Raw genomic sequence first — 25219 nt, 5'->3', positions numbered from 1 at the left:
AAGAGCTAACATACAAGAAGATCTTTTAGGATTGACTTACTTCTAGTTCCTGATACATGGCGTTTCGTCGCTCATTGGCGTCAATATTTAAAACAAAGGCAATGGCAACTGATAGAACCAATAAACTGTTTCCACCCTGAGATAAGAATGGGAAGGTTACACCGGTTGAAGGAATCAAGCCCGAAATACCACCAATATTAACAAAGGTTTGCATCAGAATCATACCACCAATTCCCAAAGCCATCATAGAATTAAATGGATCCTTGGCCCTTGTACCTACGAGAATAATTCGTAAAATCAAGAAAAAGAGCAGGGCTAAAATTAAAGTAGCTCCAAAGAATCCGACTTCCTCAATAACAATCGAGAAAACAAAGTCTGTATGAGCCTCTGGTAGGTAACCTCGTTTTTCGATGGAGTTTCCTAAGCCTAAGCCAAACCAACCACCATTACTCATGGCATAGTAAGAATTGGCCAACTGATGACCTGAGCCAGACAAATCGTCAAATGGATTGAAAAAGGCACTAAAACGCTTTGCGACATATCCAAAAACAGGAACTTGCTCAACACGCTTGACACCTATCAACCAAATACTCGCTAAAACTGCTGCCGACCCTCCTACAACAGCACCAAGCATGGTCGAGAACCATCTGTAAGCAACTCCGCTGGTGGAAATTACAATCAAAACGGTCAATAACAAGATGGTCGCATTACCTAAATCGGGCATGATAACCACAAGACCAATCAAGAAAGCAACAATAACCCGCCAATCAGTAACGGCACGCGGAATCAACTGATTAAAGGTGATTGCTTGATAATCATATACTTCTATTTGCTCTTGTTTCTTAGAAAATTGTAGGGCCAAATACCAGACCAAAATAATCTTCAGGTATTCTGCCGGCTGAGCAGTAACTGGGCCAATTTTGAGCCAACCATGTGCCCCATTGATCGTTCCTGTGATAAAGCGTGAGAGTAAAAGCAGAATAATTTCAGCTATGATAACAAACGTAATCACTCCTGGCCTCTTCAGAAAATCCAGCTTCATTCGGTAAATAATCCCAATCATCACCAAGCTGAAAAGCCAAAAACCTGCTTGAGTGGCGACCATTCGAAAACTATTGAGCCCATTTTGAATGAGGATGGGGCTCGTCGTGGAATAAACGACAATCAAGCCAATGCCAGATAACAGCATGTACGGAATCAAAATTGAGTAATTCAATAAATGCTTTTTGTCAATTTTCATATTTCACCAATTTATTCTAAAAATTCAAACTTCATTATACCACTTTTTGATTCGAAAAAAAAGCATTAGGATGGCTTCCAAAGATATTTACTTATTTATCGCCTCAAAAATCCAATTATTTCAAATTGTTTTATCTTCTATTGCAATCAGATTACATTTTCGCATTTCGCTGGAAATATAGATAAATACTTTGCTTTTCTATTTATTTTACGTTACAATGAAACAGTATGAGAAAAAGGATTAAACCGCTTGCACTCTTGCTATTCTTTGCTTGCTTTATTCTATATATTGTCATAAGTAAGTACCATCTTGATGTGCAAATTAAACAAGCCCAAACAAAAAAATCTCAAGTCAGTCAGGTGACAACCAAGAAAAAAAAGGAGGAAACTCCTTCAGACGAACCTGAGGAAGAATTGCTTAATAAGCCTATCGTTGACCTTTCCGGTTGGCAATTGCCCAGCGAAATAGACTATGATACCTTGTCAACAAATATTTCTGGTGCTATCATTCGCGTGCATAGTGGAGCTCAAGCAAAAAAAGAAAATGTTGCCACTCATTTAAATGGACTTGACAAATCATTTGCTACCCATATTCAAGAGTTTCAAAAACGGGGGATTCCTGTAGCTGTCTATGCTTATATAGCAGCAGGCAATATCAAAGAAATGGAAAAAGAAGCTGAAAGCTTCTACAAGGCCTCTTCGAAATATAAACCTACCTTTTACTGGCTTGATGTTGAAGAAAAGACCATGGGCGACATGAACGCAGGAATCGAGGCTTTTCGTGCCAAGCTTGAAAGGCTTGGAGCTCAAAATATTGGTATCTACATCGGTACCTATTTCATGGAAGAGCATAGTATCTCAACTGAGAAATTTACTGCCGTTTGGATTCCAACTTATGGCTATAATGACGGCTACTATAACGCTGCTCCAAATACTGAACAGCCCTATGACCTACATCAATACACCTCAGAAGGTAAATTGGAAGGTTTCCCACATAACTTAGACCTCAATCAGCTCTCTCCTGTACAGGATAAAAAAGAGACTTACAAGAAATTATTTTCAACACCAAAATAAAAAAGATGCAAGATAACTGTTAGGAAATCTTGTATCTTTTTTTCTCTGTACAAGATATTTTTCTTGCTTTTTTCAGAAAAGTGTGTAGCTTTATGGTACAATAGTCTAATGAAAAAACTTGTAGGGAGATATTATGATTTCATGGATTGCTAGAGTTTTAAAAGGGATGATTATCGCGCTTGGCTTCATCTTGCCTGGTGTGTCTGGCGGTGTATTAGCCGCGATTTTGGGGATTTATGAGCGAATGATTCGCTTTTTAGCCCATATCAAAGAAAATTTTGTCGAGAATGTTCTCTACTTCACTCCTGTAGCTATTGGGATGGTTTTAGGGATCGCAGCCTTCTCCTATCCAGTCAATCTCTTGCTGGATAATTACAAGGTTATCGTTCTCTGGGGCTTTGCTGGAGCCATCATCGGCACCATTCCCAGCCTGATCAAAGAATCCGTCAAGGAATCCGACAGAGATCGAGCCGACACTGTTACCTTCTGGCTTAGTTTCATCTTGTCAGGGATCTTTCTTTACTCGCTGAATGGAATTGTAGGAACACTGCCAGCTAATTTCCTGTCCTTTGTTTTAGCGGGTGCTCTTATCGCTTTAGGAATCTTGATTCCGGGACTCAGCCCTTCAAATCTTCTATTGATTTTAGGGCTCTATACTCCCATGCTGACAGGATTTAAACGCCTTGATTTATTTGGCACCTTCCTGCCAATAGGTATCGGTGGCGCTCTGGCTCTGATTCTCTTTTCAAAAGCCATGGATTACATTTTGAAACATTATCATTCCCGCGTTTACCATTTTATCATTGGTATTGTATTGTCCAGCACCTTGCTCATTGTCCTCCCTCAAAGTGGCAACAGTGAGAGCATTAGTTATGCAGGCGTATCCATTTTCACACTTGTTCTTGCTGCCTTTTTCTTTGGACTAGGTATCTGGCTAGGAATCTGGATGTCCCAATTAGAAGAGAAATATAAATAATGGCTAAAAAGACAAAACTCAAAAAAACACTGGTTGAGCAAATTTTAAACAAGGCAAAGATTGAGCACCAAGGCTTGCAAATTAATGCTTTAGATGATAGCTTGACAGAGGAATTTGACCGCTCGCAAATTTATAAAACACTGGCTTTAAACGGAGATAAAACAGGAACAGTCATTGGTATCCTACCTATCACCGAACATCTGTCCGAAAAGAAATTAGCAAAAATTTCAGGCAATAAAAAAGTCAGTATGATTCCGCAGAAAGATTTAGAAAAAACAACTGGTTACATCCATGGCGCTAATAATCCTGTCGGCATTCGCCAAAAACACTCCTTCCCCATTTTCATTGACCAAACAGCTCTGAGTCGCGAAAGTATTATTGTTTCTGCTGGCGAGGTCGGCCGTAGCATTCAGATCAAGGCTCAGGACTTAGCTGACTTTGTTCAAGCACAGTTTGCGGACTTGAAAGAGGACTAAGTTTTTAGCTTCAAAAAGAAAAAGGATCTTGATATGAAATTGTATTTTATCCGACATGGAAAAACCGAATGGAATCTAGAAATGCGTTTCCAAGGGGCAAACGGAGATTCTCCACTGTTGGCGACATCCATTGACGAGCTCAAGCGTTTGGGCAAGCATTTATCAGACGTTCAATTTGATAAAATCTACTCTAGCGATTTGCCTCGCGCTTACCGTTCTGCAGAAATTATCCAAAGTGAAAACCAGTATCAAACCGATATTGTTCCAACTCCTCAACTAAGAGAGTGGGCTCTTGGAAAACTGGAAGGAGCTGAAATTGCTACTGTAGAAGCCACTTATCCTCAGCAGATGTGGGCTTTTCGCCACGATCTATCCCAGTTTGATCACCAACTATTTGATGCAGAATCCGTCGCTCAAACTACCAATCGGACAATTGCCTTCGTGAAGTCTCTCAAAGGGAAAGATTTTCAAAATGTCTTGATTGTCGGACATGGTGCCAACCTAACTTCCAGCATTCGTCGCCTGCTCGGTTACGAAACATCTTTGCTCCGTAAGGACGGAGGCTTGGCCAACGCTAGTGTCACCATTTTGGAAACAGACGACTTTGACTCTTTCAAATTACTTACTTGGAACAACTTAGATTACATGCTAACAGATAAAACTGCGAATCTTTAAACATCGCAGTTTTTCTATTTTTATCGATAATTATTGCTGAATTTCCTTTGATTTTGTGATAAAATAGAAGGGAAAGCCTTAGGAGGAAGAAAATGACTACTGAACATATTGAAGAACTAAATGACCAGCAGATTATTCGCCGTGAAAAAATGGCTGCGCTAGCTGAGCAAGGAATTGATCCTTTCGGAAAACGTTTTGAACGCACTGCAAATTCTGCTCAACTTAAAGAAAAATACAGCGACAAATCCAAAGAAGAATTACATGAATTGAACGAAAAAGCAACTATTGCTGGTCGTCTCATGACCAAACGCGGAAAAGGGAAAGTCGGCTTTGCCCACATCCAAGACCGTGAAGGCCAAATTCAAATTTACGTTCGTAAGGACGAGGTCGGTGAAGAAAACTATGAGATTTTCAAAAAAGCTGACTTGGGTGACTTCTTGGGAATTGAAGGCGATGTGATGCGCACAGATATGGGAGAACTCTCTATCAAAGCAACGCATATTACTCACCTTTCGAAAGCTCTGCGTCCCCTTCCAGAGAAATTCCACGGTTTGACTGACGTTGAAACTATCTACCGCAAACGTTATTTGGACTTGATTTCCAACCGTGAAAGCTTTGAGCGCTTTGTCACTCGCTCAAAAATCATCTCAGAAATCCGTCGTTACTTGGATGGTCAAGGCTTCCTTGAAGTTGAAACACCTGTTCTCCACAACGAAGCAGGCGGCGCTGCTGCCCGTCCATTCATTACTCACCACAATGCTCAAAACATTGATATGGTGTTACGGATTGCAACTGAGCTTCACTTGAAACGTCTTATCGTTGGTGGTATGGAACGCGTCTATGAAATTGGCCGTATCTTCCGTAACGAAGGGATGGACGCCACTCACAACCCTGAGTTCACTTCTATCGAAGTTTACCAAGCCTATGCGGACTTCCAAGATATCATGGACTTGACAGAAGGCATTATCCAACATGCTGCCATTTCTGTAAAAGGAGATGGACCAGTCAACTACCAAGATACTGAGATCAAGATCAACGAGCCATTTAAACGTGTTCATATGGTAGATGCCATCAAGGAAATCACTGGCGTAGACTTCTGGCAAGATATGAGCTTTGAAGAAGCTGCTGCCTTGGCTAAGGAAAAGAAAGTGCCGCTTGAAAAGCACTTCACCGAAGTAGGCCACGTCATCAATGCTTTCTTTGAAGAATTTGTTGAAGAAACCTTGATTCAGCCGACATTTGTCTATGGCCATCCTGTCGCTGTGTCACCTCTGGCTAAGAAAAACCCAGAAGACCCACGCTTTACGGACCGCTTCGAGCTCTTTATCATGACCAAAGAATATGCTAATGCCTTCACTGAGTTGAACGATCCAATCGATCAATTATCTCGTTTTGAAGCACAGGCAAAAGCTAAAGAACTTGGCGATGACGAAGCGACAGGCATCGACTATGATTACGTTGAAGCCTTGGAATACGGTATGCCACCAACTGGAGGCCTCGGAATCGGTATCGACCGTCTCGTAATGTTGCTCACAGATGTGACTACCATTCGCGATGTATTGCTCTTCCCAACAATGAAGTAATCTCAAACTTACACAATTTAAAAAACAAATCCCGCTGGAATTCCAGCGGGATTTTTCACATGACAAAAAGTCTGGTCTCCCAGACTTTTGCTATCATTATTCATATCTCAGCGCTTCAATCGGATCTAATTTAGATGCTTTATTAGCCGGCAGGATACCAAAGACAATCCCAACCATGGCTGAGAAGACAAGGCTTCCCACTGCTGCAGTGACAGAGACAACTGGTGGGCCTCCAAATACGTTTTCAGGCACGACTGCAGCTAGCAGAGCATTAATTCCATAGGCAAGGCTAAGACCAAGCAGGCCACCGATAAGGGTCAATACCATGGATTCAATCAAGAACTGTGTGAGAATATTTCCACGCGTTGCTCCAAGAGCTTTTCGCAAACCAATTTCCCGTGTCCGCTCTGTAACGGATACTAGCATGATATTCATCACACCGATACCTCCAACAAAGAGGGAAATTCCTGCAATAGCTCCGATAACACCGGTCATAGTTCCTGTGATTTGATTGTACTGCTCCAGCAAGGTATCCATATTTAGGATTTGATATTCTCCTTGACGAGCTCCTGAGAGAGCCGTCAATTCTTTGGCTGCTTCTACACCAACTTCGTTGATACGATCCACTTCTGGCACATAGATATAGACAGTTGCAATTTCATCTGTATGAAATTCAGATGCCACCTGTGTATTAGCCATCAGGGCGCTACCTGAGCTCATACTCATGCTCTGACCAGCATTGGGATCCTTATAAATCCCAACAACCCGATAGTTGCTGTCACCGACTGAAACTATTTTATTCAGGGCTTCCGCACTACTTCCAAACAGGCTGGTTGCTACTGTTTCATCAATCATCATCACATTAGAAAAACTTTGATAGTCACTAGGCAAGAGAGTCCGTCCAGCTAAAATCTCATATTTTCTAATTTTAAAGAATGTGGCATTCACACCCGTAATGTTGACCTTATCAGACTTCTTGTTCTGATAAGAAAAATCAGCTGTCGAACCATTGGTCACATAATAGCCCTTGACTCCGTCAATCTTCAATAGTTCCTTGACCCAAGACTCTTGGACAACAGGTGGTTCCTCTAGTATCTCACTATCTGCATCTTGACCACCATTGACCTCCATCAAATTAACTCCCATCGTATAATTATTTTTAGTGGGAGAATAAAGCAAGCTTACATACTTCTGTTCTTTTGTGATGCTCTTGGTAACTCCCTGTTGCATTCCATTTCCCAGTGCCAAGATGACGACAACAGACGCAACTCCGATGATAATCCCGATCATGGTCAGAAAAGCCCGCATCTTATGCCCAAGAATGGAACTAATGGCAAATTTAAAATTTTGCATTAATCACGTTCCTCCTTCTCAGCGCTATCTGAAGAGATAACTCCATCACGAATGACAATCTGACGCTTAGCATAGGCAGCAATTTCAGGTTCGTGAGTAACCATGATAATCGTTTTTCCCTCAGCGTTCAACTCCGTCAAGAGTTCCATGATTTGCTCTCCAGTTTTGGTATCGAGGGCTCCTGTCGGCTCGTCGGCAAGAATAATCGAAGGATTGTTCACCAAGGCACGCGCGATGGCAACACGTTGCTTCTGTCCCCCAGACAACTCTGACGGCAAGTGAGTCATACGAGTGCCCAAATCTACTTTTTCTAAATACTGCTTAGCTAGATTTTTTCGACTTCCTTGTGACACCCCCGCATAAATCAACGGGAGTTCTACATTTTGAAGTGCGTTTAATTTAGACAAGAGGAAAAATTGCTGAAAAACGAAGCCGATTTGATTATTGCGAACCTTGGCTAATTTTTTATCACCCAAGTTTGCAACATCTTCATTTCCTAAAAAATACTCACCAGTAGAAGGACGATCCAACATTCCGATAATATTCATCAGGGTGGACTTTCCGGAACCTGACGGCCCCATAATGGCCACAAACTCGCCCTCTTCAACTGTCAAATTGATATTTTTTAAGACTTTAAGTTCTTGATCACCATTCCGATAGGTTTTATTAATATTTCGTAGATCAATGAGTTTTTTCATCCGCTTTCACCTCTTGACCATCTTTCAAGCTATCTGTTGGATTGGTGATAACTTTACTGTCTTTTGTCAAACCAGATGAGATTTCTTGATTTTCAGCATCAGCATTCCCTAAGGTTACTTCCACTTTCTTCGCTTTACCTTTTTCGACAGTCCAAACGTAGTTCTTGTCTCCGTCTGAGATGATACTGCTTGCTGGTACAAGAATCCCTTTTGTATTGTTTTTCACTTCAACGCTGACAGAGAAACCTTGCTTCAAATCACCAATTTCACTTGTAATATCGACTGTAAATGGATATTTTGCAGAGGAAGCCGCGCCACCTGTATTAGTTGATGAAGCCTGCTGTCCATCCTTAGGATAGTTAGAAATATAGCTAATTTTACCTGTCCATTTTTTATCTGGATACACTTTTGAGGTAATGGTTACTTCTTGTCCAACTGACAAATTAGCCAAATTGTACTCAGAAAGTTCTCCCTTGATTTGAAGACTACCGTTGCTGACAATATGCACCAAGGTTTGGTTGGTTCCTGTTGTTGATTTGGATACATCGCGATTTACTTCTACTACTGTTCCCTCAACAGTGCTTGTAACAGTCGCTGCATTCAACAAAGCTTGCGCTTTGTTCATATTATCCACAGCGTCTGAACGTGCATCACGCAAATCAGCCAGTTGAGAATCGACGGTACGTTGAGCAGAAGCAAGGGACTTACTATCCGTCTCTTCATCGCCAGTTTTTTCTACTGTCGCCCCATTAGTCTGTAAGTCATTAATCTGACGGTCAGCCTTATTGACAGCACGAACTGCTGCATCATAATTTGCTTGAGCTTCTGTGCTCTTATATTGAACAAGTGCTTGTCCTACAGCTACTTGGTCGCCAACATTGACTAGGACGGACTCCAAGTCGCCCTTGGTAGCATCATAATAAACATATTGCTCTGAGTTAGCCGTTACGGTCCCCGTCAACAGGACAGATGAGGCTATGCTACCTTCTTTTGCCTGCTGCACAATTGGTGCAACTTCCTTAGGTTCTGTTGTAGAACTAAGATTGCTCAGGACTATTGCAGAAATTGCTCCCAATACAACTACAACAGCAACTCCGATAATACTAAATAGCTGCCATTTTTTCAGCTTTTTCATCTTTTTTCCTCCTCTTGATGAAAACCATTTTTCTTTTATACTACATTATATCATATGCCTAACATATTGTGATAGGAAAAGGGACAAAATCCCTAAAAGACCATTTTTCCTCTAAAAACGCTGCGGATCTCTAAATCATAGCAGATTTTTGCATTCATTTTCTAAAAAAGGTACAATTACTTCATATTGATTAAAGGAGCTTCTATCTAACTATGAAAGAATTCGATATTATTGCAATTGGCGGGGGTAGCGGGGGTATTGCTACCATGAATCGTGCTGGTGAGCATGGCGCTAAAGCAGCTGTCATTGAAGAAAAGAAATTAGGGGGAACCTGTGTCAATGTCGGTTGTGTCCCTAAAAAAATCATGTGGTACGGTGCTCAGATTGCCGAGGCCATCCGACACTATGGACCAGACTATGGCTTTACTTCAGAAAATCAGCACTTTGACTTTGCTACCTTACGAAAGAATCGGGAAGCCTACATTGACCGTGCTCGCTCATCCTATGATGGCAGCTTCAAACGCAACGGCGTTGAACTGATCGAAGGTCGCGCTCATTTCGTTGACAAGCATACAGTCGAAGTCAATGGAGAATCGATTCGCGCCAAACACATCGTTATCGCAACAGGTGCACATGCAGCCATTCCTCAGATTCCTGGTGCCGAATACGGTGAGACTTCTGACGATGTTTTTGCTTGGGAAGAGCTGCCTAAGTCTGTTGCCGTCGTCGGAGCAGGCTATATCGCTGTGGAGCTTGCTGGTGTCCTCCATACTCTAGGTGTCAAGACGGATCTCTTTGTCCGTCGCGACCGTCCTCTCCGCAATTTCGATAGCTATCTGATTGACGGATTGGTGGCTGAGATGGAAAAATCTGGTCCTAGTCTTCATGCTCACAAGATACCCGAACGAGTGGAAAAACTAGCCGATGGCCAACTACAACTCTACTTCCAAGACGGTAGTAGCCATATTGCTGAGCGGATTATTTGGGCTATTGGCCGCAAGCCAAATGTCCAAGGGCTCAATCTTGATGCTGCAGGGGTTACCCTAAATGACCGAGGCTTCATCGCTGTGGATGAATACCAAAATACTGTCGTACCTGGCATCTATGCCTTAGGTGATGTGACGGGCGAAAAAGAACTGACACCAGTAGCAATTAAGGCTGGACGCACCCTGTCTGAACGCCTCTTTAACGGCAAGACAGATGCCAAGATGGATTACTCCACTATTCCGACTGTCGTCTTCTCCCACCCCGCTATTGGCACAGTAGGGCTGACGGAGGAAGAAGCTATTCGAGATTATGGTGCTGAGCAAATTCATGTCTACACCTCTAGCTTCACATCCATGTACTCAGCTGTCACCCAGCACCGCCAACAGGCTCGCTTCAAGCTTATCACTGCGGGTCACGATGAAAAGGTTGTCGGCCTCCATGGCATTGGCTATGGCGTAGATGAGATGATTCAAGGCTTCGCTGTTGCTATTAAGATGGGAGCTACCAAAGCCGATTTCGATTCTACCGTTGCCATCCACCCAACTGGCTCCGAAGAATTTGTCACCATGCGCTAAAAGTTTCTTCTTTGGCCTTTCTAAAGCTCATTATTATCATAAAATAAAGAAAAGAAGACAACCATAACTTATCCTTTCATTTTTGATTTTTATCTTACATTTTTGTAAGAAAGAAGTCTGATGCCATTTAGATAGAGATAGACACACTATCTGGCTTTATTCTTTGACTTCTTACTTTATTTTAAAGCACAAAATTCAATTATCATTCAAGAAATTCTAAATTATTTCTAAAATTGAGGAAGATTTATGTAAAGGATCTTCCTCTTTTTTATTCAGCTGGGTCAATTGTTCTAGACAAGCTTATAAATTGTAACTTGTCAAGATGGTCTTATTTTCTTGAAATATTCATGACTTCCCAACCATCTTTTACCCTTTCTGCTATTCAAGAAACCGTATTTTTGATATGATAGTAAGAAATACTAAGAGAAAGGGGATTGGAAATGAGCAAAACGAAAAAATTATTAGCAGCACTGGGAATTATTTTCTTTAATATTTTTGGCTTAATCGCCTTTATCTTCCTCCTCATTCGGAGCCGCAAAAAGCGGAAATCAACAAACAACTGTCTAGTCTGATGTAAAAAGACTTGACTTTTTTTTATTTTGATTTAGAATAGTTACCATAATTTAAAAAAGAGGTTTACTATTATGAACAAGAATAAAGCTTTTCTTCTTGCCCTTCCAGCTATTGGCGCTGCTTTCCTAGCTGTACTCTCCCAGCTTAGTTTCTCTATTGGGACCATTCCCATTACGCTACAGACCTTTGCTGTCGGTTTGATTGCAACCATTTTTAAAACCCGCGAAGCTGTCTTATCTGTTCTGCTTTATCTGCTGCTAGGAGCTATTGGTCTGCCGGTATTTGCCGGAGGAAGCGGTGGAGTTCAGGCTCTCTTTGGTCCAAGCGCGGGCTACCTTTGGGCTTATCTGCTCTTTGCGCTGGTAACTTCCAGTCTGACAAGCAAGGATAGCAAGTTTTACACGATCCTTTTGGCTAATCTGATCGGAGATACACTGGTCTTCGTCGGTGGCGTAATCGGACTTCATTTTCTGGCTAATATGGATTTTTCTAAAGCCATTGCTGTTGGTGTCACACCTTTCATTCTTCCGGATCTTTTAAAAATTGTCGCAATCACTCTTATTGGCATTCCTATATTTAAAAGCCTAGCTTTTCATCCCTATTTTTCAGACAATAAAAACGGATAGACTGAAAGTCTATCCGTTTTTAAATGCATCTAAAAGAACTTGAAATTCTTCATTGGAAAGGGTGATGCCCTTACCCATCTTGCTGTGGTCTGGACTCCAAGTGCGAATATCGTACTTGGCAGGCGCACCGTTAAAACTTACGCGGTTGAGCTCCTTGGTCCAGCCTTTTTCATTTTCCGATAAAATGAGCAATTTTTCCTCGATTTCAAATTTAAAATCTGCCATATATTACCTCTTTTCTACTTTCTATCTCATTATTCGTAAAAGATTTTACTTTTTTACTTATTTTATTATATAATATATTGTAACAAGTTATGGAGATTTTATCTATGAAAAAATATCTCGAAATGATTTTACAAAAGACGAATGAGTTCATTAACTATAAAAAGACGGATAAGGAAGAGGATGACAAGAGTCATATCCTACATACAATTGACTTAGCTCTTCGAAAAAATTCTGGTGTCCATGTTATTTTTCTGGATAAGAATTTTACTGGAGATATTGTCAAATATGACCGTGACCGCCAACAGTTGATTGTCAAAAATTTCAAAAAAAGCATGACGACCATCATCCGTGTGCCTGATATCCATCGCATCAGTCTAGTTCCCAATAACATCCGTGAAGCCCAGAGAAAAGATATTCGACTCGAAAGTCGCAAATTCAAAAAATAACTCTTCAAATCAAAAGCGATTTGAAGAGTTTTATTTTTTAAAAGCAATAGCAGAATTTTTAGAATAAGGACTTCCGCTATCTATTCGTATCCACCATGTAGGCAATATCTACTTGATAAGCACATTGCTCTAACTTTCGCGCCTGATTAAGCCCGAACAGTCACACTAGTGCCATCTTCTTTATACAAATTGATTAAACCTTCCTTGCGGGCACGGACCATATCACCAGGTTGGACTGGCTGCGGAACTGTAATCGTCAGTAATTCCATTGGATTTGGCGCACGATCAATCTTATTCCCTTTTTCATCATGGAGGTCAGTAATATAGGTTTCAAAATGGCGGAAACCAGGTCCATAGAATTCCACCTGATCGCCTTCATGGATAACATTCCGCTGGCGAATGGTCGCAGTTTGTGTAGCCTCATCATAAGCAACCACTTCAGCTACAAACTTGTATTCTGGAATCTTACGGCGGGCTCCAAAAAGCTGCTCATTCTCAGTTGGCGTATGGTAGTAAAAGCCAGTTGCCAGCTCACGTTGAGCTACTTTCCACATTTCATCTACCAAATCTTGCTTAATAGATTCAAACTTTTCCGGGCTTTCCAAATAAGCATCCACGGCTGCTTTGTAGCAGTTGGTCACCGTTGAAACGTAGTGAATGGATTTCATCCGACCTTCGATTTTCAAACTATCAACACCATTTTCAATCATATCAGGAATATGATCAATCATGGACATATCAACAGCTGACATTGAGAATTCTTCTGGAATTTCCCCCTTCAAACTCTTGCGTTCTTGTCCGAAAGGCATGTCGTACAAATCATATTTCCAACGACAAGATTGCGAACAACCGCCTCGGTTGGCATCACGCATACTCATATGATTGGAAAGGGTACAACGACCAGAGTAAGAAATACACATCGCTCCATGAACGAAGGCTTCGATTTCTACATCGGTACGCTTGCGAATCTCGGCCAACTCAGCCATGGAAACCTCACGTGCCAAAACAACTCGTGTCAAACCAAGGTTTTTCCAAAACTCTAGCGTTTCATAGTTGGTTGCACTAGCCTGAGTCGACAAGTGAATCTCCAGACCAGGTGCTTCAGAAGCTGCAATCGCAATCAAGGCTGGGTCAGAAACAATAACAGCCGCAATCCCGATATCCCGCAAACGACGGAACCATTCTCCAGCACCTGCTTCGTTTCCTTCGTGCATGACCATATTGGCCGCTACATAGACCTTGGCACCATGCTCAGCCGCAAATTGGACACCTTCTTCCATTTGCTCAAAAGTGAAGTTCCCCGCACGGCTGCGCAAACCATAGGCTTGACCACCAATAAAAACAGCATCTGCCCCATAGCGAACAGCTACTTTTAACTTTTCTAACGTACCAGCTGGTGACAGTACCTCTGGACGTTTTAATTTTTTTGTCATCTTTTCTCCTATTTGCAATATAAAAGTATTGATGTTTAACTCTATCTATTTTATAGCAATTTATCGCTAAAAGCAAGATGGAGCCTAGTTTTTTGACAATTCTAATCTTCTATCCTCATCCCCTTACTAAGTATTTTAGGATATAGGTTTATTGTCTTAGAAAGAGGAAAAAAGCCAGAAGTCTTAAACTTCTAGCTTTCTTTCAAAATTTATTCTTCCTCCTTCTTCTTATTAAATTGTTTGTATCCGAAGAATCCAGCAACTAGCACAACCAATACGCCGATGACAATCCAAGTAGTTTGACTTGAGCTATCTTTCTTCGTATCGCTAGCTTTGTCCGCTGATTTTCCTTTTTCTGCTTCAGCCAGGAGGTTTGCTTTGTTATAGCCTGTATAGACAAGATCTGCATCTTTACCTTTTTCCTTCTTAATCTTTTCTTCCATCTCTGCTTCGACTGCTTTGATTTCCTTAAAGATTTTTTCTGAGCGTTCCAAGGCTTCCTTCGTCACTTCTGGTCCAGCGGCTTTGGCTTGTTCATCTGTGTAGTTTGCATATTTGGCATCACGTTCGGTTTGTTCTTTATCCCATTCAGCTTCTTTTTCTTTCCATTTTTCTTGGATGCTGTTACCAAAGATTTCTGGATATTTCATAACCATTTGGTCAATATGCCAAACAGTCCAATACCAAGATTTTCCGTCATATTTAGTAGAGCGGTTCTTGAAAGCTTCGTAAGTATCTTCTACATTACCATAGAATGGTACATATGGTGTGTTGCGACTTTGTGCCAGACCCAGCCACATAACACCGCCAAAGGCATTTGGTAGGTTTGGTTTGATTTGATAAACGTGGGCGTCAATTACGTTTTCATTACCTAGCGCATATTTGTAGACATTGCCATCGATCTTCTTACCGACTTCAACTAAGTCATCTGCTTTATATTCTGGCAAGTGTTCAAAACGATTTCTTTGTTCAGCGATCACATCATGAACCGTGTATTTCTTATTTGGATCAGTTGGTTCGCGCAAGAGATCAAAAGCTTCATCGTCATAATTTACTTTTGCTTGTGGATCCATCCACTTGATACCTGCGTAGGTCCGAGAACGGTTACGTTCCATATATTTATCAGGTCCATAAGATTTAGCAATCATAAAGTTGCCATCTTTGTCGGTCTTATAGTTGTCTGCTTTTTTAGCTACTTCTTCCACATCTTTAGAAGCAATGACATTTTCCTTATCGTTCAAGTCAACGTGACCAAGATAGTAAGTGTTCGCAAAGACAGCATACTTATTTGTTGGGAATTTGATGGCTACATATTGGTGACCAGACAGGATTTCCATGTACCACAGCTCATTCTTATCTGCTGCAACGATGATATTTCCTTCTGCTGACCCTTTTTCATCCAGAACTTTCGCAACTGTCTCAATGACTTCACGTGCTGTTTTTGCACGTGGCAAAGCAAGGTCAACTAATGATGCTTCTGGAAGACCATCTTTTACAAGTGGATCTTCTTTAAGCACTTTGTCATTTGGTGTTGCTGAAACGGTCGCTGTCATAGCTACACCAAGTTCATTAAAGCCATGCGCAGCGAAATTTCCGTTACTTCCGTTGTCACGATCAGAGTCGTAGACAGCTGTGTATTTCATTTCATTCGCCAAATGCGGATAGGTAAAGCCATTTGACTCATCTTCTATCTTATCGCCATCTTTATAGGTCTTAGCTGGCACAACTACATAGTTTTGATTGTGCCGACCACCGTCAGGGGCGTATGGATAGTCCTCTGTCCGACCAAATAGAGTAGAGCCATCTGCTGTTAGGTCTTTACCGACAATAAAAGCAGAACACGCTTGTGCCACATGAACAGGCAAAAGAGCAACTAACATTGCAAGGAACATTAGTCTGAGCAGTATTTTCTTCATAGTCTATCTCCTTTTGACTATATGCGGGGCTGGAATCAACTCCCAGTCTAAACAACATAAACCGTAATACCTTAACATTCCTATTTTAGTATACTCTCTTTCTAAACTTTTTGCAAGCGTTTACACAAAATTGTGTATATTTTTTATCTAATCTATATTTCCTCTACTTTTTTCTCAAATCAGAGCAGATAAACAAAAAAATAGCCCATCTTATTTAGAGGAAAGGCTATTATTTTTTATCTTATCGGAAAACATCCTGCTATAAAATCTTTATAAGCAATTCACTATAGATTTTGGCAGAGCCGACTTGAGCTCAAAGAATTTATTTCACTTTTTTAGCTAACATCGTCGCAAAGCGCAGTTGAATTCGATTGCCGTTTTCATCACGGCGATGGAGGTGACCAGGATTTTCATTGTACTTGACCAGCTCCCAGTCTTTATAATACTCTGCAAGCTCGCCTTCCTTAAAAGTAAAAGGAAAGGGCACAGAGCAAGGGAAGTCCTCTGTATCCATAGCACAGACGATGAGATTGTAGCCGCCAAGCGTTGTATGTTCTTGCATATTGCGGATAATATCTGGAATCCGCTCTGCCTGCAGGAACATCAGAACAACGGTGGAAACGATCAAGTCATAAGTCTGAGTCAGACTAGCTGAGTTGATATCGTAGGTACCCACTAGCAGATCCAAATCTTCCTGCTCGACAATGCTACGTAGGATCTCCAAGGCTAGCTCATTCTGATCTACGGCCGTTACTTCAAAGCCCTGCTTAGCAAGAAAGAGAGCATTGCGACCTTGACCACAGCCTAGATCTAAGGCCCGTCCTGGGCCAACCGTCTGCATAGCTTCCAAAACCTCTGAGTGCACTGGATTGCTGCCGTATTTCTTGGGGAAGTAATCCTCAGGTCGACAGTAAAATTCCAAATACCACTCCAAATCATCTGTCAAGGCTTCGACCCGATGCCAAGCTTGGGGCTGGGCGAAAGGATTATCCTGACCTGCCTCAAAGATATGCTCAGCTAGCTCCTCACCTTTCTCTGACATCTCGACAAACTTAAGGCGTCCCTTGAGAACAGTGATTTTGCCCCAAGTTCCCACTTTGGTATTGTGCTTTCTCTTGACTGCTTCTGGCATGGTCTCAGCCGTCCACACTGGCATACGTTTATAGGCTAGCAATTTTTCTGTCATAAAAAATCCTTTCTCTGAAAGCCAAACTTCAAAATTTTAACTGACTTTATCATACTCGAAAAGAGCAGACTTGACAAGTGCTAGGGTATTCAAGGTATCACTAGCAAAAAAGCAAGAAATGATTCAATAGGCAATTCTTGCTCATATCATACATTAAGTTTTTTTCCTAAGCTATATCCCTGCATCTTATACGGCAGCTTGTCCTGAAGATCTTTCATCTTGTATTAAAGTTCTTCATTTGTCTTGCGATGTCGCGATTCGCAAACAAACTTTCTTGTTAATAAAAGCACTACATTTCAGCATCCAATCTATTATGCTAATCAGGGTGTTTGTCTTTCCACTTTAAAAAATCTTCATAAGAATTAATAGGTGTTACTTCACTAGTTTCCTTATCAGTTATAGAAAGAGAAAGCTTATCTTGCCCTACTGGAGCAAACCAGTGCATTAGTGTATCATACCATTCTTCTGGGCTAATATTGCCTCGACGAGTGTAAATCTTTCCTTCACCAGAATTCATTTTTTTTACAATCTCAGGGTATCGTTTCGAGATATTTAAATCATCAGGTATTTTACTTCCTTTGACTGAACCAGGACCTATACCTTGAAAGCCCGAAGCAAGATTGTATGAGTCAGTGAGGTGATCCCACAAGCCAGAAGTGATGGATACTTCATCGAATTGTAATTTAGATTCAACAAATTCTTTTGAATAATCAATTATCTCCTCAGTATCCACATTAAAGAGGATTTCTTTAATTCTCGGTGAGCTGTTTTCTTTTATTAGCCTAATGTAAATATAATCCTGCCCTTGAATGTTTAGAATATCGCCAGATAAGTCAACCCCTAACGAAGGATCATAATGTCGAACAATTTCAAAAATATCCAGTCTTTTCTTAAACTTCTTCGTCTTTAGATCATAGACATTAATAAAGTAATACTCTCCTTCATTCTGATGACTATCAGCTCGATTTTCCTCACTATAATCGAACTGCCAATCATCCAAATAAAAATTATTTTGCCCAACTTTTAATGCATTAAAGCCCTGTTCAGGTGTCTTACTTGTCACAAACACAAGCTTTCCATCTTCCAATTGCTCAAATCTAAGATCATCAACATAAAGTGTATATTCACTCCTGAAACGCTCCTCTTCTACTGGCGATTGGTGATGAAGGAACAGAGCTCCAAATAAAGCCGTAAGAAGAATTATGAAAAAGATACTTTTTTTCGATTTTATAACTTTCATTCCTTAACCTCAAGTAATTTACTGAAGAACTCATTGCATATTTATATATTCTATCTGTCTGTAAGATAGCTTCCGAATTACATTCCTCATCCTTTCCATTATAGCATAAATCAAAAGTCAAAGTTAAATACTAAAAAAGACCGGTCACCCGATCTTTCATCTTGTATTAAAATTCTTCATCTGTCTTGCGATGTCGCGGTTTTGCTCGCGGCGTTTGATGGACTCGCGCTTGTCGTAGTCGTGCTTCCCTTTAGCTAGGCCAAGGAGTAGCTTGGCATAGCCGTCCTTGAGATAGACCTTGAGCGGCACCAGTGTCATACCAGTTCCCTTGGTCTCCTGCTCCAGCTTTTGGATCTGCTTCTTATGCAGCAGCAGCTTTCTGCGACGCTCAGGCTCTTGGTTCCAGATATTGCCCTCTTCATAAGGCGCGATATGGACATTGCTGAGCCAGGCCTCACCGTTCTTAATCTGGGCAAAGCCGTCTTTGAGATTGATGCGGGCGGCACGGACGCTCTTGATTTCCGTCCCTGTCAGCACCATGCCGGCCTCGATGGTGTCTACAATAGTGTAGTCGTGTCTGGCCTTTTTATTTTGCGCGACGACCTTTCCTTCTCCCTTTGCCATGCTTGGCTCCTTTCTTGACTAGTTCCTTGTAAAATGCCTTCTGGCTCTTGCCTTTCTTGGACTTCTTATCTCTGTTGCCTTTTTCTTTGGAAGAATGGCTGCGCTTGTCATCCTCACGGCGTCTCTTTCTGCCTGACTTGCCTCTGCCACTCTTACTAGTCTTTTCTACCAGGTCAAATTCACTAGGCAGGTATTCAAAGTCAATCTCGCCCGTAGCCTTATCCGCTCGGACCAGCTTGATGCGAATCTGCTGACCGACCTTGAAGACCACGCCAGACTTTTCTCCTTGCAGGGTCATCGTCCGCTCATTGTAGCTGTAAAACTCTGGCAGGTTAGTGACATGAATCAAGCCTTCGACCGTATTGGGCAGTTCGACGAAGAGACCAAACTTAACCACGCTTGAAACCACGCCGTCAAACTCTTCCCCAACAAATTCTTCCATGTACTCAGCCTTCTTCATGGCTTCGACTTCACGCTCGGCCTCGATAGCCCGACGCTCCCGGCTGGAAGACTGACTGGCAATCTCTGGAATCACTTGCTCAAAATGCTCTGCTATTTCCTTAGACTTGCCATAATCCCGCACCATCCGATGAACCAGAAGGTCCGGATAGCGGCGAATCGGACTGGTGAAATGCGTATAAAACTCCGCTGCCAGACCATAGTGGCCGTGATTATGCTCAGAGTAGCGAGCCTGCTGCATGGAGCGCAGAAGCATCATGGACAGGACATCCTCATAAGGCTGGTCTTTGACCGCCTCCATAATATCCTGCAGAGCCTGCTGACTCATGGAGCTAGCCGTCCCGTATATCCGAATCCCAAAGCTAGAGGCGTAGTCGATAAACTTCTGCACCTTCTCCGCCTTAGGCTCCTCGTGGATCCGATATATGAAGGGCAGATTTAACTTAGCAAAATGCTCAGCCACCGTCTCATTCGCCACCAGCATAAAGGACTCAATCATGCGCTCAGCAATTCCCCGCTGACGCAGGACAATATCCACCGGCCGGCCTTCTTTATTGACCATGATTTTGGCTTCATTGGTGTCAAAGTTGAGCGCTCCGCGTTTAAAGCGCATGCTTTCCAGAATCTCATGCAGACGAACCATACTGTCAATACTAGGAACAATGGCCTTGAACTGCTCAGCCTTTTCCTGATCTCCTGTGATGATGTCGTTGACATCGCTGTAGGTCATGCGGAAGGTCGTTTTAATGACAGACTGAGTAATGGTATGCTTGACCACGCGCCCCTTGACATCAATTTCCATAATAGCCGACTGGGTCAGCCGGTCCACATTGGGATTGAGGGAGCAGATACCGTTGGACAAGCGCTCTGGCAGCATAGGCACCACGCGGTCTGTCACATAGACTGAAGTCGCCCGATTGAGGGCTTCCTTGTCCAGCTCAGATCCTTCTTTGACATAGTAGGACACATCTGCGATATGGACGCCCAGCTCAAAATTACCATTTTTCAGGCGCTTGATATGGACAGCATCGTCCAAGTCTTTGGCATCCGCTCCATCGATGGTAAAGGTAATCTCTTCACGCAGATCCAAACGTCCTTCCAAATCACTCTCCGTCGGTGCATCCGGAACTCGCTCGGCTTCTTCCAAGACCTTTTCTGGAAATTCGGAGACAATATCCATCGACTCCAGCACTTCCAGTACATCAATGCCTGGATCATTGACATGACCGACCACATCGACCAGACTAGCCACAAAGAAATCGTGTTTCTTGGTCGGATATTTGTCAATAGCGACCTTGAGCACCTCTGTGCCGTCCAGAACCAAGGCTGGTTTTTTGACATAAATAGGCTGGCGGATTTTCTGATTTTTTGAGCGGATATAGCCCGCATACTTGGGCTTTTCCTCATCCAACACCAGCTGGCCAACTGCTGACGTCAGGCTGTGCTCCAAAATATCGATAATCTTAGCTTCGGCTGACGTTCCTTTGATACGATCTGCCACCTTGGTAATGACCACTTCCACCGTATCGCCATCAATGGCATGATTGACATCATTACGGCTGACAAAAAGATCATCCTCTTCTTCATTCAGGGTGACAAAGCCAAAGCCATTCTTGTGGGCATGAAAAACACCCTTGAGCGTCAGACGCTCCTGCTTTTTCTTCTCGTAAAGCTCAATCCGCCCCTCATCATCAAAGCGAATCTGATGCTTTCTTTCCATTTGGGAGATAATCTTGACCAAGGCACTAAAGTCCTTGGAAGACTCTTTCCCTAGAGCAGCCGCCAGCTCATGTACGCTAGCCTGCTGCTTTTCTTTTAAATATTCTATAATTTCTTCTTTCATACTTTCTTTCTATACTATGAGGGGCTCTTGATATTCCCCTCTTTTTAAACTTTAAAAAAAGGCCAAGACAAAGTCAGAGCCCATTTTATTTACTAGATAATACTGCCAATATCAAGGCAATCAGTAACCAGACGAAGATCAAAAATCCTGTCAGACGCTGCATCACAGCTTCAAATCCACGTGCTTTAGACCGCTCAAAAAGGTCGTTGGCACTCGAATCAAACACGTTACTAGATTGGTTTTTAGTTGGTTGCATGAAAATAGCAATGACAATAAAACCTGATAAAATGACTAAAATCGTTAATAATAGGCTATACATAAATAAAACTCCTTAAAATCCTTTCTATTTTACCATAAAATCTACTTAGATTCAAGATGTAAGGTTACTTTTCTTTCCTTGGGGCAGTACTTCAATACCTCAATCTTATCAGGATGAGTCTTACTATTCTTACTGGTCAGATAATTCTGACTGCCGCAACTGGAGCATTTCAAATGAATTTTAACGCGCACTAGATTTCCTTCTTTTTCAATAAATTTCCAAAACAAAAAAGGTTGCTAAGGAGACTCAGTCCCACTAAGCCTGCTGTAGCATAAAAAACTGAATGATAGCCTGCTGTCGCTGCAATAGCCGAGCCTGACATGGGGCCGATGACACCACCCAGATAAAAGAAAATCTGGTTGTAGCTAAAGATTCGAGAAATCCCAAACTTAGGCGTGATTTTGCTCAATAGAGCATTGACCCCCGGCACCAAGGCTCCGGTCCCTAAACCAAACAAGAATCGGTAAAAACCGAGTTGGAGTGGGGTGCCTGCATGAGCACAGAGCAGGTAAATGATAATGGAATAAAACTGAGCTAAGACCAGCAGGCGATGATTGCCTATGCGATCTCCCATACGGCCTAAAATACTTGAGCTTAGCATACTAGACAGTCCCATACTCGAAACAATCAGGCCAGATACAAAAATTAAATTGTCCGTTTGGCCTAACTCCCGAATATAAAGGGAAAGAATTGGGCCAATAGACTGGGCTGCAAACTGGATAACAAAGCTAGTCAGAAAAAGAGTTAGCAATAGCTTGGGATATCTAATCTGGCGAATGAGTTCCCCAAAGCCAATCTCCTCTTCCTTGGTGACTGGCCTAAAATCTTCTCGGATGAAAGCAGCCGTCATCAGGGTCGCAATCAGAAAGAAAAAGCCAATCAGTAGAAAGACATTGCGGATGCCAAAGACTTCAGCAATCACTCCACCAATCAAGGGTCCCATGAGATTGCCCGCAACGACACCTGTTGCCAAAGTTCCCAGCGCATAGCCCGTCTTGTCCTTAGGAGCCTGACTAGCAATCAAGGCCGTGCTATTGGGCACATAGCCCGCAAAAACGCCGTTGAGAAAGCGCAAGACCAAGAGCCAAAAAATATTAGGCACAAAGGCAATGCCGCCCATGGTAAAGACCATAGCCGTAGCTGCCCGAATCATCATAGGTTTACGGCCATAGCGATCAGCCAAACTACCCCAGACAGGGGATAAAAAGGCTGCCGAAACAGCCGAAAGAGCAATGCCAAGACCAGCATAATACTCCACCTCATGACCACGCGCTCCTAGCTGCTCCACAAATAGGGGCATGAAAGGAGTGACCAGAGAAATACTGGCACCTGTCAGGAAATTCCCAAACCAGGCGATTTTCAGATTATGTTTCCAATTTACTTGTATCGTGATAGAATCATCTTCTTTCTAATTTCTGCAAAGCATCGCGAAGCTGCTGTCTTGTTCCCTCAAGCGAGGCATCATTGTCAATCAGCACGTCTGCTCTCTTTCGCTTTTCTTGGAGAGATAGCTGAGCTGCTATGCGTTTTTCTGCCTCTTCCTGACTGAGAGCATTTCGCGCCATAAGACGACTGAGCTGAGTTTCCTCCGTCACATCCACCAGCCAGATTTGGTCAAACCAGTTATCATATTCTAACTCAAACAACAAGGGAAGATCCATGAAAAAGACAGCTTCTGTCTCTGCTAGTAGGTCACGCCTGTGAGCCAACTCCTCTCGAATAATTTCGTTCTGAAGCTGGCTAGATTGGGCCAAGAGTTCGGGATTCCCAAAAATCATGGCTCCCAGCTTGGGTCGATCCAAGCGGCCATCTTCCTGTAAAATAGCTGAGCCAAAAGTGGATAAAAGAGCTTGATACAGTCGTCCTCCCGGCTCCTGCAGCTCATGTACCACTTGATCCGCATCGATGACTTGATAGCCTTGCTGCCGCAAAAACTCTGTCACAGTTGACTTACCCGAGGCAATGCCACCAGTGATACCAATAATTCTTACCACAACAGCTACCTCGCTTTCTGGCAGTGAGGACAGAGATGAGTACCGCGTCCACCCAGCTTAATTTTTTCAATCGGGCTGCCGCATCTAGCACAGGGTTGACCGGTCTTTCCATAGACCTGCAGAAAATCTTGCATCGTGCCATCTTCGCCCAAAGCATTGCGGTAGGTCCGAATGGTCGAGCCCCTCTTCTCAATCCCAAGCTGCAAAACTTCAATAATCTGCTCACGCAGTCGCTTGACTTCAGCAGGCTTTAGACTATCTGCTGGCCTTGTCGGATGAATCCGCGCCCGCCAAAGCGCCTCATCTACATAGATATTGCCCAGACCAACAACCAAGGTCTGCTCTAGCAAATAGGGTTTGATAGGCTTCTTGGAGCGACTCAAAGCTGCGGCAAAAGGCGCCAAAAGAAAGTCCGCCTCTGTCGGCTCAGGACCAAGTTTTCTGGCAGCAAAATAAGCCTCCAGCTGATTCTTTCTCAAGAGCTCCATGGTCCCAAACTTGCGGACATCCTCATAAACAAGCGTTCCACCATCTGTCATCTGGAAAAAAACATGGGCATGCTTGCGCTCAGGCACCGCATCAGCATAAAAAAGATACTTGCCTTCCATTCGCAGATGGGAAACCAGCACCCCGCCTGTCAGGTAAAAGAGCAAATACTTGCCCCGACGGCCGATCTTTTCAATGGTCTGACCTGGCAAATCATGAATGAAGCCATCCACTCCCGTACCAATCATCTTAGCATAGCGGACCTGCACCTGCCCAATCGTCTTGCCAACAACCAGACGCTCCAAACCACGCCGAACCGTTTCCACTTCAGGTAATTCAGGCATAAAGTTCCTTTCTATCTTCTTTTAGTCAGAAATATACTCTAAAATATCAGCAGGCTGACAATCTAGCGTTTCACAAATAGCCAACAAGGTTGCAAAGCGAATACCTTTAGCCTTACCTGTTTTGAGAATAGACAAATTTGCTTGTGTAATACCAATAATTGTCGCCAATTCTTTCGAGGTCAGACCCTTTTCTTCCAACACTTTATCTAGATTAACCTTGATTTTTCCCATTACACAAAACCATCTACATCTTCTTGAATTGTCTTCCCGTTTTTTATGACAAGATGCAAAACTCCTAGGACAATTACCAAAGCCAGACTATTCATATAGGGAAGAAATATATTATCTACAAGCTCTAGCCAAGTCTGTATAGATTTTTGTCCGATAAAAATATCCCATATGACACTTCCAATAGGTAAACAAGTGACTAAAATCAACATGTATTTGCTAAGCCTATAACTTTCATCCGTAAAAAGTTGATGGTTTATCATGCTGTGTAAAAATCGTCGAATCAGTCCAAAAAGCAAAATAGGAAGCAACCCCAACCAGATCATCTCATAAGATAACCTCAATAACTCTCCAAGTGGAGTAGCAGTTGATTGCCAGTTATAAATCATCAAGATAATGCCTACAAAACCTCTAGCTAAAAACCAGAAGGCACAAAATACTTGTACCAAGAAGGTAATTGTGGTTATCACTTGCTTCAGAATTTGCATTTTCATAGCTTGCCTCCT

27 protein-coding genes are annotated in these 25219 nt (G+C 42.4%); 9 read left to right on the top strand and 18 right to left on the bottom strand.

Annotation, left to right across the window (positions count from 1 at the left end; genetic code table 11):
- Window positions 1-25: 25 nt before the first annotated feature.
- Complete coding sequence (ftsW, locus tag D8790_RS03505) at window positions 26-1240, bottom strand: cell division peptidoglycan polymerase FtsW (protein WP_125387620.1); 1215 nt, start codon at window positions 1238-1240, stop codon at window positions 26-28.
- Between the two features lie 227 nt (window positions 1241-1467).
- Here ftsW and D8790_RS03500 point away from each other — a divergent pair, with 227 nt between their 5' ends.
- The 5 genes from D8790_RS03500 to lysS all read left to right on the top strand — a co-directional run bounded on the left by D8790_RS03500 (window position 1468) and on the right by lysS (window position 6023).
- On the top strand, window positions 1468-2313 hold the full coding sequence (locus D8790_RS03500) for a glycoside hydrolase family 25 protein (RefSeq protein ID WP_125387619.1): 846 nt from the start codon (window positions 1468-1470) through the stop codon (window positions 2311-2313).
- Window positions 2314-2446: 133 nt separating this feature from the next.
- On the top strand, window positions 2447-3289 hold the full coding sequence (locus D8790_RS03495; RefSeq protein ID WP_125387618.1) for a DUF368 domain-containing protein: 843 nt from the start codon (window positions 2447-2449) through the stop codon (window positions 3287-3289).
- Window positions 3289-3765, top strand: a complete 477-nt coding sequence (locus tag D8790_RS03490) for an aminoacyl-tRNA deacylase (protein WP_005590691.1) — start codon at window positions 3289-3291, stop codon at window positions 3763-3765. The genes D8790_RS03495 and D8790_RS03490 overlap by 1 nt, the downstream gene beginning before the upstream one ends.
- A gap of 33 nt (window positions 3766-3798) precedes the next feature.
- Window positions 3799-4440, top strand: a complete 642-nt coding sequence (locus D8790_RS03485; protein WP_125387617.1) for a histidine phosphatase family protein — start codon at window positions 3799-3801, stop codon at window positions 4438-4440.
- 92 nt (window positions 4441-4532) lie between these two features.
- Entirely contained in the window at window positions 4533-6023 is a 1491-nt protein-coding gene (gene lysS / locus D8790_RS03480) for a lysine--tRNA ligase (RefSeq protein ID WP_125387616.1), read from the top strand.
- 96 nt (window positions 6024-6119) lie between these two features.
- On the opposite strand, the gene D8790_RS03475 is transcribed toward lysS, so the two are convergent.
- Genes D8790_RS03475 through D8790_RS03465 form a run of 3 tightly spaced genes read right to left on the bottom strand, consistent with a single transcriptional unit; the run spans window position 6120 to window position 9209 of the window.
- Window positions 6120-7376, bottom strand: coding sequence for an ABC transporter permease (locus D8790_RS03475; protein WP_005590694.1), 1257 nt, complete (start codon window positions 7374-7376; stop codon window positions 6120-6122).
- On the bottom strand, window positions 7376-8074 hold the full coding sequence (locus D8790_RS03470; protein ID WP_125373290.1) for an ABC transporter ATP-binding protein: 699 nt from the start codon (window positions 8072-8074) through the stop codon (window positions 7376-7378). Before D8790_RS03470 ends, D8790_RS03475 begins: the two co-directional genes overlap by 1 nt.
- Complete coding sequence (locus D8790_RS03465; RefSeq protein WP_005590698.1) at window positions 8058-9209, bottom strand: efflux RND transporter periplasmic adaptor subunit; 1152 nt, start codon at window positions 9207-9209, stop codon at window positions 8058-8060. Before D8790_RS03465 ends, D8790_RS03470 begins: the two co-directional genes overlap by 17 nt.
- Window positions 9210-9421: 212 nt before the next feature.
- On the opposite strand from D8790_RS03465, the gene gorA reads away from it, so the two are divergent.
- The 3 genes from gorA to D8790_RS03455 all read left to right on the top strand — a co-directional run bounded on the left by gorA (window position 9422) and on the right by D8790_RS03455 (window position 11970).
- The gene (gorA, locus tag D8790_RS03460) at window positions 9422-10771 is read left to right on the top strand and encodes a glutathione-disulfide reductase (protein WP_125387615.1); all 1350 of its coding nucleotides are present in this window, start codon (window positions 9422-9424) and stop codon (window positions 10769-10771) included.
- Window positions 10772-11211: 440 nt separating this feature from the next.
- The gene (locus tag D8790_RS10820) at window positions 11212-11343 is read left to right on the top strand and encodes a hypothetical protein (RefSeq protein ID WP_260470266.1); all 132 of its coding nucleotides are present in this window, start codon (window positions 11212-11214) and stop codon (window positions 11341-11343) included.
- A 72-nt stretch (window positions 11344-11415) separates the two neighbouring features.
- The gene (locus D8790_RS03455) at window positions 11416-11970 is read left to right on the top strand and encodes a biotin transporter BioY (protein WP_125387614.1); all 555 of its coding nucleotides are present in this window, start codon (window positions 11416-11418) and stop codon (window positions 11968-11970) included.
- Window positions 11971-11979: 9 nt separating this feature from the next.
- Here the strand turns inward: D8790_RS03455 and D8790_RS03450 are convergent, their stop codons facing one another.
- Complete coding sequence (locus tag D8790_RS03450) at window positions 11980-12195, bottom strand: YdbC family protein (RefSeq protein ID WP_125387613.1); 216 nt, start codon at window positions 12193-12195, stop codon at window positions 11980-11982.
- A gap of 89 nt (window positions 12196-12284) precedes the next feature.
- Here D8790_RS03450 and D8790_RS03445 point away from each other — a divergent pair, with 89 nt between their 5' ends.
- Complete coding sequence (locus D8790_RS03445) at window positions 12285-12641, top strand: hypothetical protein (RefSeq protein WP_125387612.1); 357 nt, start codon at window positions 12285-12287, stop codon at window positions 12639-12641.
- Between the two features lie 146 nt (window positions 12642-12787).
- Here D8790_RS03445 and D8790_RS03440 read toward each other — a convergent pair whose 3' ends face one another.
- The 13 genes from D8790_RS03440 to D8790_RS03380 form a co-directional block, all read right to left on the bottom strand.
- Window positions 12788-14074: a peptidase U32 family protein gene (locus D8790_RS03440; RefSeq protein WP_125387611.1), complete on the bottom strand. Its 1287-nt coding sequence runs from the start codon at window positions 14072-14074 to the stop codon at window positions 12788-12790.
- A gap of 209 nt (window positions 14075-14283) precedes the next feature.
- Window positions 14284-15990 carry a C69 family dipeptidase gene (locus tag D8790_RS03435; protein ID WP_125387610.1) on the bottom strand — a complete coding sequence of 569 codons (1707 nt, stop codon included), beginning with the start codon at window positions 15988-15990 and terminating at the stop codon, window positions 14284-14286.
- Between the two features lie 322 nt (window positions 15991-16312).
- On the bottom strand, window positions 16313-17176 hold the full coding sequence (tehB, locus tag D8790_RS03430; protein ID WP_125387609.1) for an SAM-dependent methyltransferase TehB: 864 nt from the start codon (window positions 17174-17176) through the stop codon (window positions 16313-16315).
- 316 nt (window positions 17177-17492) lie between these two features.
- Window positions 17493-18416, bottom strand: a complete 924-nt coding sequence (locus tag D8790_RS03425) for a hypothetical protein (protein ID WP_125387608.1) — start codon at window positions 18414-18416, stop codon at window positions 17493-17495.
- 156 nt (window positions 18417-18572) lie between these two features.
- Complete coding sequence (smpB, locus tag D8790_RS03420; protein WP_002894882.1) at window positions 18573-19040, bottom strand: SsrA-binding protein SmpB; 468 nt, start codon at window positions 19038-19040, stop codon at window positions 18573-18575.
- Window positions 19003-21342, bottom strand: coding sequence for a ribonuclease R (gene rnr, locus D8790_RS03415; protein WP_125387607.1), 2340 nt, complete (start codon window positions 21340-21342; stop codon window positions 19003-19005). The genes smpB and rnr overlap by 38 nt, the downstream gene beginning before the upstream one ends.
- Before the next feature lie 85 nt (window positions 21343-21427).
- A complete protein-coding gene (gene secG / locus D8790_RS03410) occupies window positions 21428-21661 on the bottom strand; it encodes a preprotein translocase subunit SecG (RefSeq protein ID WP_005590722.1) in 234 nt (77 codons plus the stop codon).
- A 41-nt stretch (window positions 21662-21702) separates the two neighbouring features.
- Entirely contained in the window at window positions 21703-21852 is a 150-nt protein-coding gene (gene rpmG / locus D8790_RS03405; RefSeq protein ID WP_005590723.1) for a 50S ribosomal protein L33, read from the bottom strand.
- Window positions 21852-23048: a multidrug efflux MFS transporter gene (locus D8790_RS03400; protein ID WP_376739451.1), complete on the bottom strand. Its 1197-nt coding sequence runs from the start codon at window positions 23046-23048 to the stop codon at window positions 21852-21854. Before D8790_RS03400 ends, rpmG begins: the two co-directional genes overlap by 1 nt.
- Window positions 23049-23058: 10 nt before the next feature.
- Complete coding sequence (gene coaE / locus D8790_RS03395; RefSeq protein ID WP_125387605.1) at window positions 23059-23655, bottom strand: dephospho-CoA kinase; 597 nt, start codon at window positions 23653-23655, stop codon at window positions 23059-23061.
- Window positions 23656-23660: 5 nt separating this feature from the next.
- Entirely contained in the window at window positions 23661-24485 is an 825-nt protein-coding gene (mutM, locus tag D8790_RS03390; protein ID WP_125387604.1) for a DNA-formamidopyrimidine glycosylase, read from the bottom strand.
- A gap of 21 nt (window positions 24486-24506) precedes the next feature.
- Window positions 24507-24716 (bottom strand): helix-turn-helix domain-containing protein, encoded by a 210-nt coding sequence (locus D8790_RS03385; RefSeq protein WP_005590727.1) that lies wholly within the window; start codon window positions 24714-24716, stop codon window positions 24507-24509.
- On the bottom strand, window positions 24716-25207 hold the full coding sequence (locus tag D8790_RS03380) for a hypothetical protein (protein WP_125387603.1): 492 nt from the start codon (window positions 25205-25207) through the stop codon (window positions 24716-24718). The genes D8790_RS03385 and D8790_RS03380 overlap by 1 nt, the downstream gene beginning before the upstream one ends.
- Between the last annotated feature and the right edge of the window lie 12 nt (window positions 25208-25219).

This window comes from Streptococcus cristatus (assembly GCF_003943535.1).
Taxonomy (GTDB): domain Bacteria; phylum Bacillota; class Bacilli; order Lactobacillales; family Streptococcaceae; genus Streptococcus; species Streptococcus cristatus_L.
The sequence above is the reverse complement of the archived record's forward strand: the minus strand, read 5'-3'. Positions and strand labels throughout refer to the sequence as shown.

Bases quoted from the DNA above. Each gene is read 5' to 3' on its own strand.
- smpB (WP_002894882.1), bottom strand. From the start codon at position 19,040: ATGGCAAAGGGAGAAGGAAAGGTCGTCGCGCAAAATAAAAAGGCCAGA.
- D8790_RS03440 (WP_125387611.1), bottom strand. From the start codon at position 14,074: ATGACAAAAAAATTAAAACGTCCAGAGGTACTGTCACCAGCTGGTACG.
- D8790_RS03475 (WP_005590694.1), bottom strand. From the start codon at position 7,376: ATGCAAAATTTTAAATTTGCCATTAGTTCCATTCTTGGGCATAAGATG.
- mutM (WP_125387604.1), bottom strand. From the start codon at position 24,485: ATGCCTGAATTACCTGAAGTGGAAACGGTTCGGCGTGGTTTGGAGCGT.
- ftsW (WP_125387620.1), bottom strand. From the start codon at position 1,240: ATGAAAATTGACAAAAAGCATTTATTGAATTACTCAATTTTGATTCCG.
- D8790_RS10820 (WP_260470266.1), top strand. From the start codon at position 11,212: ATGAGCAAAACGAAAAAATTATTAGCAGCACTGGGAATTATTTTCTTT.
- D8790_RS03500 (WP_125387619.1), top strand. From the start codon at position 1,468: ATGAGAAAAAGGATTAAACCGCTTGCACTCTTGCTATTCTTTGCTTGC.
- D8790_RS03425 (WP_125387608.1), bottom strand. From the start codon at position 18,416: ATGAAAGTTATAAAATCGAAAAAAAGTATCTTTTTCATAATTCTTCTT.
- D8790_RS03470 (WP_125373290.1), bottom strand. From the start codon at position 8,074: ATGAAAAAACTCATTGATCTACGAAATATTAATAAAACCTATCGGAAT.
- D8790_RS03385 (WP_005590727.1), bottom strand. From the start codon at position 24,716: ATGGGAAAAATCAAGGTTAATCTAGATAAAGTGTTGGAAGAAAAGGGT.
- D8790_RS03455 (WP_125387614.1), top strand. From the start codon at position 11,416: ATGAACAAGAATAAAGCTTTTCTTCTTGCCCTTCCAGCTATTGGCGCT.
- rnr (WP_125387607.1), bottom strand. From the start codon at position 21,342: ATGAAAGAAGAAATTATAGAATATTTAAAAGAAAAGCAGCAGGCTAGC.
- D8790_RS03465 (WP_005590698.1), bottom strand. From the start codon at position 9,209: ATGAAAAAGCTGAAAAAATGGCAGCTATTTAGTATTATCGGAGTTGCT.
- gorA (WP_125387615.1), top strand. From the start codon at position 9,422: ATGAAAGAATTCGATATTATTGCAATTGGCGGGGGTAGCGGGGGTATT.
- D8790_RS03495 (WP_125387618.1), top strand. From the start codon at position 2,447: ATGATTTCATGGATTGCTAGAGTTTTAAAAGGGATGATTATCGCGCTT.
- D8790_RS03445 (WP_125387612.1), top strand. From the start codon at position 12,285: ATGGAGATTTTATCTATGAAAAAATATCTCGAAATGATTTTACAAAAG.
- D8790_RS03490 (WP_005590691.1), top strand. From the start codon at position 3,289: ATGGCTAAAAAGACAAAACTCAAAAAAACACTGGTTGAGCAAATTTTA.
- D8790_RS03450 (WP_125387613.1), bottom strand. From the start codon at position 12,195: ATGGCAGATTTTAAATTTGAAATCGAGGAAAAATTGCTCATTTTATCG.
- D8790_RS03380 (WP_125387603.1), bottom strand. From the start codon at position 25,207: ATGAAAATGCAAATTCTGAAGCAAGTGATAACCACAATTACCTTCTTG.
- secG (WP_005590722.1), bottom strand. From the start codon at position 21,661: ATGTATAGCCTATTATTAACGATTTTAGTCATTTTATCAGGTTTTATT.
- lysS (WP_125387616.1), top strand. From the start codon at position 4,533: ATGACTACTGAACATATTGAAGAACTAAATGACCAGCAGATTATTCGC.
- tehB (WP_125387609.1), bottom strand. From the start codon at position 17,176: ATGACAGAAAAATTGCTAGCCTATAAACGTATGCCAGTGTGGACGGCT.
- D8790_RS03435 (WP_125387610.1), bottom strand. From the start codon at position 15,990: ATGAAGAAAATACTGCTCAGACTAATGTTCCTTGCAATGTTAGTTGCT.
- D8790_RS03485 (WP_125387617.1), top strand. From the start codon at position 3,799: ATGAAATTGTATTTTATCCGACATGGAAAAACCGAATGGAATCTAGAA.